Annotated in this window: 3 protein-coding genes; all 3 read left to right on the top strand. The window is 43.7% G+C overall.

The window, feature by feature from the left end:
• Positions 1–16: 16 nt before the first annotated feature.
• The 3 genes from PBAT_RS09315 (at position 17) to PBAT_RS09305 (ending at position 12,491) form a co-directional block, all read left to right on the top strand.
• Positions 17–3,010 (top strand): sialidase domain-containing protein, encoded by a 2,994-nt coding sequence (locus tag PBAT_RS09315; RefSeq protein ID WP_068648809.1) that lies wholly within the window; start codon positions 17–19, stop codon positions 3,008–3,010.
• Positions 3,011–3,045: 35 nt separating this feature from the next.
• Complete coding sequence (locus tag PBAT_RS09310; protein WP_068648807.1) at positions 3,046–6,837, top strand: alpha-L-fucosidase; 3,792 nt, start codon at positions 3,046–3,048, stop codon at positions 6,835–6,837.
• Positions 6,838–6,905: 68 nt separating this feature from the next.
• Complete coding sequence (locus tag PBAT_RS09305; protein WP_068648805.1) at positions 6,906–12,491, top strand: Ig-like domain-containing protein; 5,586 nt, start codon at positions 6,906–6,908, stop codon at positions 12,489–12,491.
• Positions 12,492–12,556 lie beyond the last annotated feature (65 nt).

The following is a 12,556-nucleotide window of genomic DNA, read 5'->3' as shown; positions in this document are numbered from 1 at the left end:
CAAAGGAGAGATTTCATTGAGGAAAATAACGTCATTATTTCTAGCTATTATTATGTTCATAATCATTTTTCCAACGACAACGAATGCAAATCCGGAAGTACAGGTAGAAACGGACCCAAGTTTAGTATTTAGAGTTGATAATCAACAAATTCACAATGCTAACTATACGAATCTGAACGATAAAATGGATGCGTTAAAAGCATTAAATGAAGGGACGATTATCGCTAGGTTCCGATATACGGGGACTACAATTATGTCTTTATTCTCCCTTAGTAATAACACTGTGGCTAATGGACACTTCCAACTGTACATCAGCCCATCAGCTATTGGCAGTGAGAACCGTTATGAGAAGGCCGGGGAGACAAGTGTCAATACACATGTTAAAACCGACATTACGGTTAAGGCGAATGAAGTTCATACTCTTGCGATGGTTGTAGACCAATCTCAAGGATATAAATACTTTCTTGATGGGAAATTGGTGAAAACAGATACAACATCTGCAAGAAAATTTCTAAGTAATATTTATGCTCCTAATACTGCTGAGTTAGGACGTACGGATAGATCGTCTGGAAATGAATACTTATTTAATGGTGATATCGACTTTGCTGAGGTATATGGACGTCCACTAGCAGATCAGGATCTCATCTCCATAACTGGAGTAACCCAAAAACAGCCTATACAAAATCCATTGCCGGAAGGTGCCGTAATTACTCAACCTACTTCGGTATTTTATCCCGGTCTATACGGATCTAATGCTTACCGTATTCCTGCGTTGTTGTACACAGAAGCGGGAACGTTAATAGCAGGTATAGATAAGCGTATTAATCATGGGGGAGATTCCCCAGCGAATATTGATATGTTGGTAAGAAGAAGCTTGGATCAGGGACAGACGTGGGAGACGAATGGTGTTCTCATTAATAACTATCCAGGTAATGCATCGAATATTGACCAAGCGTTATTGGAAGATCGGGAGACAAATAGAATTTTCTCTTTAGTACTTGGTTTTCCAGATGGTGGAGGGTTCCCGACTTCGGTAAAAGGCAGCGGCTTCAAAACAGTCAATGGGAAGAGATATATGGTTCTATTTGATGCAAATAAAAAAGAGTACACGATCAGAGAGAATGGCGAAGTGTATGACGACTTAAACGTAAAAACAACATACAAGGTGGATAAATTAAGAAATCTGTTCAACAACAACGTACAGATCAGCAATATTTTCCTTAGTAATTCACCTTTAAAGGCACATATGACTTCTTATCTTGAGCTGTGGCACAGCGATGATGAAGGGTTAACTTGGGAAGGGCCAACGGATTTGAATGGACTTCTCAAGGAAGAGTGGATGGCATTTCTAGGTGCAGGTCCGGGTACGGGGATACAGATGATTCAGGGGTCTCATGCTGGAAGACTTGTTTATCCTGTATATTTCACCAACGAGAACGGCTCGCAAAATAGTGCAGTCATCTATAGCGATGATCATGGAGCTACCTGGCATCGTGGCGAATCACCAAACGAAGGACGCATAGTAAATGGTGTAACCATGAATGAAAGAACATCTACAGGCAATGAGCTTACAGAATCACAAGTATTGGAAATGCCAGATGGTCAGCTCAAGCTATTCATGAGAAATTATTCGGGATATGCCCAAATCGCTACAAGCTTTGATGGTGGGCAAACGTGGGATTCAGAGGTTGTAACTGAGAAAGGATTGATTGCGGCTTACTGTCAGATGACAGCGATTCGATATAACGGACAGATCGATGGTAAAGAAGCGGTCATATTCGCAAGCCCTGGAGTCTCTTCAAGCAGAATAAACGGTACAGTAAAAGTAGGTCTGATCCAAGAAAATGGAACTTACTCGAATGGTAGAACGAAATACACATTTGATTGGAAATACTCGCAATTGGTCAAAGAAGGCACTTATGCATACTCAAGTCTATCTAATCTATCCAATGGAGATATAGGTCTATTCTATGAAGGGACCGGAAGCGCAGAGATGAGCTTCATTAAATTTAATACGAAGTATCTCAAATGGCAGCGTCAAACTGACAGTTCTGTACCTAACCTAAACTCAATCGCGTTGGCTGATTCTAAGCCGGATGGATATAAAGCGAATGATAAGTTACGGATCAAAACGGTATTCGACAGCTACATGATGTTAAGCGGTGATAGAAGTTTGAAAGGGACAATTGGTACTACAGAGGTTGTCTTCCAATTGGTTAGCCAAAATGCTTCGGGTACAGAGTTCATCTTTGAGACGGCATTCCCGGAGATAGCTTCAGGCACGTACCCATTAGATGTAGCATTTAGCACAAATCTTAAAGCTTACGGTGTTTCTGGGAATGAGTTCTCAACACAAGCGGACACGAGCAAACTTCATACTCAAGTAGTATCAGGAACAGCGGCAGTGCAAGGTGCTGCAACAAGTTTAACAGGAGCAAGTCAAGTTGCTTCCGGGCAAGCATTCGATGTGCAATTAGGCTTACGTAATGTGACACAGAGTGTTTACGCTCAGGATATCACTGTCACTTACGATCACGCTGTCGCTGATTTTACTACAGCTAATTCATTAATTGATGGAGTCAACTTGATTGAAACGGTCAAGAACGTACCGGGCAGCCTTCGTTTCCTTATTGCAAGCGCAGGTAGCGGTCATGCTGTGACGGGAAATGCTGATGTACTTGGCCTTAGCTTTAAGGCGAAGGAAGTAACTGAAGCTATAACTGGAACAATCAAAGTTACGATAGCAGAGTTCGGAGATGAGAATGGATCGGAAACACAAGCAGCACCGTCGTCGCTTAGTGTTGAAGTGACACCTGGTACAGTAGGCATCCCAGGAGATATCAATAATGACGGTAGAGTGAGTATCGGAGATCTCGCTATTGTGGCAGCGAATTACGGTAAAGATTCAACAAGTCCAGATTGGGAGAAAGTGAAATTCGCTGACGTAAATAGCGACGGTCGAATTGATATAACAGATCTTGCATCTATTGCTCAAAAAATACTTCAATAATTTTTTCGAACTGTGGGTTCTAGGAGGAAACGATTATGAAGAATCGGGCATTATTCATTTTGGTAACTATCGCGTTGGTATTTGTGTGTTTCCCAGTATCGTCATCTGTATCTGTAGCAGCAACAAACAGCAACTCTCTACTTGATATCGGATATGGTGGAGCTTTCTCTACTGAACTGGGCTATACCTCAGCAACTGGAGAAATAATGTATGGCGATGTAAGTCGGCGTACAGGAACCGAACAACTTATTTTCGGGGAGGGAGTCTCCCTAACAGGAGGTAGCAACGGGATTCAATTTGAGTCTCCTAATTCGTTCGGAACTACTACCCTTGATAAATCTCTTATCATTGAAGCAAAGTTTAAGCCACAAGCGTCTCAAAACACGTTAGGTACGTTGATCGGTGTCCTGGGTAACATGTATGTGCGATATCAGTCGGCAACCACAGTAGAATATGGATTCGCAGTGAATAACAACAACGTATGGACAGAGTATAAGGGAACTGTTGCAGCACCTGAGGTTAACAAGGAGCATACGATTGCTGTCGCGTATGCTCCGACTACAACCGGTGCAATAATGCGGGCTTTCCTCGATGGCGTAGAGCTAAGTCCAGCGGTTTCGAGCAATGGACGCGCTGCGATTAGTAGCAGTAGTAATAGTAAATTTGGTTTTGGTAATGAAGTTCATACATCCGCGCTCACTCGTGGCTTCAAAGGTTCCATATCGAGATCAGTTGTGACCAATTTCGAGGGAGAATTTAATTCTTCGATGCTGAAGAGCATGGAGTTAAATTCGGTAGAACGAAGTCTAATGGTGCAAGGGCTTGGTACGTTGAAGGACAATATGTACACAAAATCTACAGGTGAACTGGCTGTCGGTAATCTTGAGGTACAAGGCGGGCAAATTTCTGGACTTGGGCGTTTAAGTATGAGTGGGAATAACTCTCGCATTACGTTCACTCCGAATACATCACTACTACAGAATGGCGTTCTTGCAGGAGATTATGTAGCAGAAATAGCTACTGCACCTTCTGCGATCAAACCGAGTGCGATATTAATCGATTTGGCAGGCGCTGTGAAATTACGTCGGACTACAGGAGAGTCCGTTGAAGTGGTGGTTGGTAATGCAGTCACTGCAACAATCGATCTAACAGGGAAACTTACAGGAGATTCCATCCAAATGTCACTTATATACGACGACTTAGGGAACGGTACAGCTGCGATAAAGCTATGGTGGGGCCAAGAACAGTTGGGTAACACGATCACGTTGAATGCACTTCCAAGTGCGACCCGCAACTCCGTTATTTATGCAGGAGATGCCGCAGGAACTGCGAGCGTGAATCTCGCAGGTGAGGTGTATGGTGTTGCTTTAGGTAAAGTAACAGGTGATTTTAGAAGCAATCTACTAGGCTTGTCTGGAAATCCATGTAGACTTCCGGATGATCTGGAGGCTGGTCATCAGATCGCTATTACTGCTAACGAGTGTTCTGCTGCACTCTCAGCCAAAGCATCTCTCGTCCGTCCAGATCCACGACAAGTGACTTGGCAGCAGTATGAGCAGACGGCATTCCTACACTATGGAATTAACACCTATTATGATGCTGAATGGGGTAGTTTTAACGAAGACCCGAACATGTTCCAACCAACCGCTCTAGATACCGATCAATGGGCGCGTTCGCTTAAGGAAAGTGGATTTAAGATGGCGATCCTTACCGTGAAGCATCATGACGGCTTCATGCTGTATCCTTCGCGGTATACAGATTTCAGTGTAGCGAGCAGCACATGGAAAGATGGGGATGGCGATGTTCTTCGTGAATTCGTGAATTCCATGCGCAAATACGGAATCAAAATTGGCGTGTACCTATCTCCAGCCGATCATAATCAATACACTAAAGGCGTCTTCGGTAATAATAGTCCACGCAAACAGCGAGCGATACCAACGCTTGTTGAGGGAGACGATAGAGCCGGGGAACAGACATTGCCGACATTTAACTTGCCTGCGACCGATTACGGTTCCTTCATGCTGAATCAACTCTATGAAGTTTTAACGGAGTACGGAGAAATCGATGAAGTATGGTTTGACGGCTCGCAAGGAAATATTCCGGCCAACCGATCAGAGACCTATGATTGGGATAGCTATTATTCTCTCATTCGTGATCTTGCACCAAATGCAGTTATCGCCGTTTCAGGTAACGATGTGCGTTGGGTTGGTAATGAGTCCGGCTATGCACGTGAGAATGAGTGGAGTGTACTTGGTGCAAAGTCTAATGCCGATGGAACACAGTCCTACTTTCCTTCCTATAGTTCATCTGATCTTGGAAGTGAGATTGCACTAGCGAGTGCAGCTGCTAACGGGATGAAATATTTGACATGGTGGCCTGCCGAAGTTGACGTCAGCATTCGCCCTGGCTGGTTCTATCACGCCAATCAATCGCCGAAATCAGTCGCACAGCTCAAGAATATTTACTACCAATCCGTTGCGCGTAACTCGGTCCTTTTATTAAACATACCACCTGATAAAAAAGGGAAGCTACCTGATGCTGATGTATCCAGATTAAAGGAATGGTATCAGGAAATGAAGCGTGATTTTGCCGTTAATCAGACGGTCTCAGCGAGTATAAGCTCAGAGAATGGTGCATCAGGTGGGAATCCGAATAACGTTAGTGATGGCTCCTACGATACATCATGGGTATCTGCCTCGTCGGCGCCTAGTAGCCTAACCTTTGATCTTGGAAAGTCAGTCAATGTGGATAAAATTATGCTTCAGGAGGATATTCGCCATGGTCAGCAAGTAGAAACCTTCGCGGTTGATGTTCTTAAAGCAAATGGTGAATGGGAGCAAATCGCTACTAGCGGGGTCATAGGATACAAGAGGGTTGTCTTACTCTCGAAAGTTACGACTGGTCAGCAATTCCGTATTCGTATTCTTAGCTCGCGAGGCGTTGTGCATCTAGCTGAAGTTGGTCTTTATCTAACCGGATCACAGTTTGTGGATAAAACAGGACTGGACTCTCTTGTCGTTGAAACACAAATGGTACATGACAATGCAATACAAGGAACGAACATAGGACAGTATCCTACTGGATCTAAGCAAACGTTAGCAGCTGCTATAGTTGCAGCAAGAGAAGTGTCTCAAGATCCAAATGCCGTACAAACGGAAGTGAACGCTGCGTTGACAACGCTACAAACTGCGTTCGATACATTTGTAGCTTCGGTAAATGATCAATCTTTATTATTGACTACGCTAGTTGGTCCCAAGTTTGTGCAAGCGGGTAATCCTTTCACCGTCCAATTGGGTCTGAGCAATATGAAACGTAATATTTACGCTCAAGATATCACGATTACTTACGATCAAGCAGCTATGGATTTTGGCTCTGCGAAATCGTTAATCGAAGGCGTTAGCCTGGTAGAGACGCAGTCGAGCACGTCAGGAAATTTACGGCTGATTATTGCAAGTACGGGTGAGGGGCATGCGGTAACAGGTAATGTGCAAATCGTTGAGTTAAGCTTTGTCGCCAAGGAAGTTGCAGTACCGCTAAGAGCGAAGGTGTCATCTTCTGATGTTACGCTCGCGGATAACAATGGTGTAGAAGAAGTCGCATCAGCTGCTGAGATGATGATTGAAGTGACACCGATAGCGGTAGGCATCTCAGGTGACATCAATAATGACGGTAGAGTGAGCATCGGAGATCTCGCTATTGTAGCAGCGAACTACGGTAAAGATTCGACAAGTCCAGATTGGGCGAAGATCAAGCATGCTGATATTAACAAAGATGGCATCATTGACCTTACAGATCTTGCGGCAGTTGCAAGTAAAATTGTGGAGTAGATTCTTAAGAGTGCAGAGGGTGGCTTAGCCATTCTCTCACTCGAATCATAAATCTGGAGGTTCATCCAATGAGACAAAAAGAATGGTTACGAAAGACTGTCGGAATGTGTTTAATTACAGGATTGCTATTATCAAGTTTTGTTCATCCGGTATCTGCACAACAATTGGAGAACTCCCAGAATAAGATTGTATCCCCAACTAACGACGTAGTTAGCAACAACTTAAATAGAAGGATTAATTTTAATGATAACTGGCGTTTTCAAAGAGAAACAAGTGGTAGCATTTCAGGAGCTCAAGCTCCGGGATTTGATGATCTCGCATGGCGCCAATTGACACTGCCTCATGACTGGAGTATTGAACTCGACTTCAATGCGAATTCTCCAGCAACCCATGAGGGAGGATATTTAGACGGTGGAATCGGCTGGTATCGCAAAACGTTTACGGCTCCCGAAACGATGAAGGGAAAGAGTATTTCGATTGACTTTGATGGCGTGTATATGAACAGCACGACTTATCTGAATGGTCAATTGTTAGGGACGTATCCGTATGGTTATAATGCTTTTTCATACGATATTTCTGACAAGTTGTATACAGACGGCAGAGAAAATGTGCTTGTTGTCAAAGTGAATAACACGCAGCCTAGTAGTCGCTGGTATTCAGGCAGCGGAATCTATAGAAATGTATATCTAACGGTGACGGATCCCATTCACGTTGCTAGATATGGTACATATGTGACGACACCGAATCTGGATAGCGCTTACACAGCAGGGAGAGCAGATGTGAACTTGAAGACTGAGATTAATAATGCATCAGGGAAATCAGCGGAAGTAAAAGTGAAATCGACGATATACAATGCCGATGGAACAGCTGTTTCGACAGTTGAATCGGAGACCAGAACGGCAATGGCCAACACGCTCACCATGTTCGAAGACAACACGGTCATCCATAATCCGACATTGTGGAGTACCGACAATCCATACAGATACAAGGTAGTCACCGAAGTCATTGTGGGTGGGCAAACGGTGGATACGTATGAGACTCCTTTTGGCGTAAGGTATTTCAAGTTTGACAGTAATGATGGATTCTCTTTAAACGGACAATATATGAAACTGTACGGCGTCTCGATGCATCATGATTTGGGTTCGCTCGGAGCTGCGGTGAATGCTAGGGCTGTGGAACGGCAATTGCAAATTATGAAGGACATGGGTGTGAATGCCATCAGAGTAACTCATAATCCTGCCTCGCCTGAGCTACTGGAGGCCGCTAATAATCTAGGATTACTTGTTGTTGAGGAAGCCTTTGATGCATGGAATCAAGGGAAAAAAACATATGACTACAGCAGGTTCTTCTCCACATGGGCGGAGCACGACATCAAGGAAATGGTTGATAGAGGAAAGAATGAACCATCCATTATTATGTGGTCTATAGGTAACGAAATATATGATACGACCTCGGCTAGCGGAGTCACTACTGCTCGTAATCTAGTTCGATGGATAAAAGAGGTAGATCCTACCCGACCAACGACCATTGGTGAGGACAAAACGAGAGGCGATAAGGTTAATGTTACGCCGATTAACAGCTATGTGAAGGAAATTTTTAATGCGGTTGATATTGTTGGACTCAACTACAGTGAGAATAATTATGCTGGATACCACACACAGAATCCAGAATGGAAGATTTATGGCGCTGAAACTTCGTCCGCAACACGATCAAGGGGCGTTTACACACATCCTTATTCTTATAATCAAAGTACGAAATATGCGGATATGCAGCAATCTTCTTACGACAATGATTATGTAGGCTGGGGAAGAACAGCAGAAGATGCATGGAAACGAGATAGAGATTTAAAGAATGTAGCAGGACAATTTATATGGACCGGCTTCGACTATATAGGAGAGCCTACTCCTTACTACAATGCATTCCCATCTAAGAGTTCTTATTTCGGAGCTGTGGATACGGCAGGATTTCCAAAGGATATCTTCTATTACTATCAGAGTCAATGGAAGAAAGAACCGATGGTTCATCTACTACCTCATTGGAATTGGACAGCAGGAGAATCGGTTAGAGTCTTAGCGTATACGAATGCTCACACGGTTGAATTAGTACTGAATGGCACGTCACTTGGAGTGCGAAGCTATGTGAACAAAACCACTTCTTGGGGAGCTCCTTATAAAGAAACAACAGAAGGCAAGACGTATCTTGAGTGGGCTGTGCCTTTCAAAGCAGGTACGTTAGAAGCCATTGCCAAGGATGAAGCAGGCAAAGTTATAGCAAGAGATAAGGTGGTTACCGCTGGAGAGCCGGCCTCTGTGAAATTAACTGCGGATAGACAAGTGATTACAGCGGATGGGAAGGATGTATCCTTCATAACGGTTGATGTGGTGGATCGTGAAGGAAATATCGTACCTACGGCTAACAATCTTGTGAATTTCACACTATCAGGCAATGGTCAGTTGGTGGGTGTAGATAATGGTGACGGGGCAAGTGTTGAAAGATACAAGGATAATAAGCGGAAGGTATTCAGCGGCAAAGCATTGGCAATTATCCAATCAGATAAACAGACAGGGGAAATGGTGCTGAGTGCATCTTCCGCCGGGTTAGCAGGAGACACGGTGAAGGTGTTCACTATTGCGAATGGTGAAGGAAATCTACAAACCGTTGTTGGATTTGAACCGGTTAATGTTATCACACAGGTGAATAAAGAACCTGTATTACCTGAATCAGTTAAAGTCTATTACAGCGATGCATCGGTTGCAACGAAGACTGTGACTTGGTCTGCGATCAATTCTTCCCTTTATGCTCAAATCGGTCAGTTTGCCGTGGAAGGTACTGTGGAAGGTATTACTAAGAAGGTTTCAGCCAATGTAACGGTTAAGGGTGTTGTTGCGGTGAAGCCGATTGCAGTAGTAACAAAAGTCGGTGTTCTTCCTAATTTACCATCTCAAGTAAGCTTACTATTTAGTGATAATACAGAGAAGAATGCTTTAGTCACATGGGAAGTAATCCCAGAAGGTAAAGTGAGTGAAGCAGGAAGTTTTGTCATCCATGGTAGCGTAACTGAGACCGATATTAAAGCACAGGCAAATATTAGAGTTACGAACGAAAGCCAATCGGTAAATATTATGCTACGCAATGGGGGATCTTCTTTCCCTAAACTTGAAGCGACATTTACGAATCCAGCAGATAATCTCAATCATATAAACGATGGGATAAAGAGTTATACAGAGACGCCAGTTAACCGTTGGACAAATTGGACTAGAACTCCTCGTGATAGCGGAGATTCCATTACGGTCGACTTTGGAACAACGTACTCGATTAACAACTTAGACTTATTCGTGTTTACAGATTCAGGTACCGTAGTGCCAAGGACAGTAACGGTTCAGTATTGGAATGGAACGGCATGGGTAGACGTACAGAATCTTACGCAACCAACGCCATATGTCGTGCAGAAAAACGAGATTAGATTTGACTCTGTAATGACGGAAAAATTGAAATTTCACATGACTCCATCACAAACGGGGAAATATGTTGCCTTGACGGAGGTAGAAATTCATACTGATCAGATCATCATGGGGACGACAGCTAATCTTAGTGGGATTACCGTCAATGGAAAGATTTTATCTGATTTCGCTGTTGCGAAGATGAGTTATGAGCTTACGCTCCCGTTTGGTAGTGATCTTCCTAAGATTGAGGCAATAGGAGCCGATCATTCTACGGTTACTATACTGCCGGCACTGTCCTTCCCAGGTACATCCAGAATTATGGTGACTTCAGAGAACGGGATGGTTAGTAATGAATATAGCATTCACATGAAAATGGAGGCTGCAGCAAAGGAAATTGATAGATTAGAGTCTATTACTGAGGTGGTTGATAAGGGTGTATTACCTGTACTCCCTAAAACGGTAGTTGCCCATTATAACGATGGAAGCTTTGGGGACGTAAAGGTGATATGGGATGCCATTGACCCTGCACTCTATGGGAAGTACGGAGAATTCACGGTATTTGGTAGCGTAGATGGAACCGCTATCAAGGCCAGTGCGAAGATCACTGTAAAGGGTGCACTAGCCGTGGAGAATATAACTAAGGCCGTATTGCTTAAACAAAAGCCTGACTTACCGAAAAAGTTGACGGTGTATTTCAACGATGGTACAGAGGAACAAAAGGTTGTTTCTTGGGCAAACATCCCATCTGAGCGTTTAGATACTATCGGAATATTTGATCTGATTGGTACAGTTGAGGGTGTTGAATTGAATGCGAAGGCAACGATTAGAGTGACGGATGAAGCAGGTAAGGAGAAAAATATAAGCGTAGCCAAAAATGGTTATGAGTACCCGAAAGCCGAGGCCTCCTTCACCAACAATGAAGCGACATCCAAAGACACAATAGAATCGATTAATGATGGGGTGATTTCCTATGGAGATGCGCCGCAAAACCGTTGGACCAACTGGCAAAGAACGCCGCGGAATAGCGACTGGGTATCGATCACCTTTGGTGATTTCGAACCTGTTGAATACGATGTAGACAACATGGAAATTCATTGGTTCGCAGACAGCGGAACCTCGTACCCAGCATCACTCAAGATTCAATATAAATCCGGGGATAACTGGATTGATGTTACGAATCTACAAAGTAATCCATCGACTCCGACAGTGGGGGAAGCGAATCTCTATACTTTTGATAGCGTGAGGACTTCAGCTTTAAGGGTAGATATGACTGCACGAGCGGGGCTGAGTTTAGCCATTACGGAGATTAACATTTTGAACAAATCAGCTGTGCTTAACAGCGAGCCCGTCGTTAGTGATATTCAGTTAGACGGCAGCAGTATATTGAATCAATTTACACAAGTAAACGGCAATTATGAAGCTAGCATACAGATCAGCAAAGGTAATGAAATACCTGAAGTTACGGCAACGGGCGGTGATAACACGAGTATTACCATCGTACCGGTTGTTAATATCCCATCTACGGCTAAAGTAATTGCCAAATCGGAAGATGGCAAGAAGACGATTGTTTATAACATTCATTACAGTCTCAAAGATGAAGGCACACCGGAACAAGTGAGTATATCATTAAACGGACCGGTTGGCGTGCAACCTGAGGAACAATTTACCGTTAACGTTGGTCTAAATCATGTTACAACACCGATACAAGCTCAAGACATCATCGTGCGATATGATGCAGAGAAATTTGAATTCATTCTAGCTCAATCCAAGCTGGAACATGTAAAAATCATCGAGGCAAGTACTAACGTGTCTGGACAGGTACATTTGCTCGTAGTGAGCACAGGGGCAGAGCATGCGATCACCACAGATGGAGCAGTTATCGAGATGACCATGCGTGCGAAGGCACTTACGCAGAAGGATTCAGGTAAAGTTGAAACGACACAGGCGATCATCAGTGATGCGGAGGGTAATGAAACGAATGCTGCTCTTGCTTCAATCATGATTGATATATCATCGATCATTATTCCAGGGACACCTGACGTCAACGGAGATGGCAAAGTGAGCATCGGTGACTTGAGTATCGTGGCCGCTCATTATGGTAAGACGAAGGATAGTTCGGATTGGAATCAGGTCAAGCGCGCAGATGTCAATGGTGATGGCAAAATTGATATCACTGACCTCGCATTCGTCGCTAAGAAAATATTGGAATAATCTACGAGGGAAGATGGCTGTTTTAGGTTGTTCTTCCCTCAAATTATGGCTGACGGGAACATAAT

It is taken from the genome of Paenibacillus antarcticus, assembly GCF_001637225.1.
GTDB lineage: Bacteria > Bacillota > Bacilli > Paenibacillales > Paenibacillaceae > Paenibacillus_AQ > Paenibacillus_AQ antarcticus.
The sequence above is the reverse complement of the archived record's forward strand: the minus strand, read 5'-3'. Positions and strand labels throughout refer to the sequence as shown.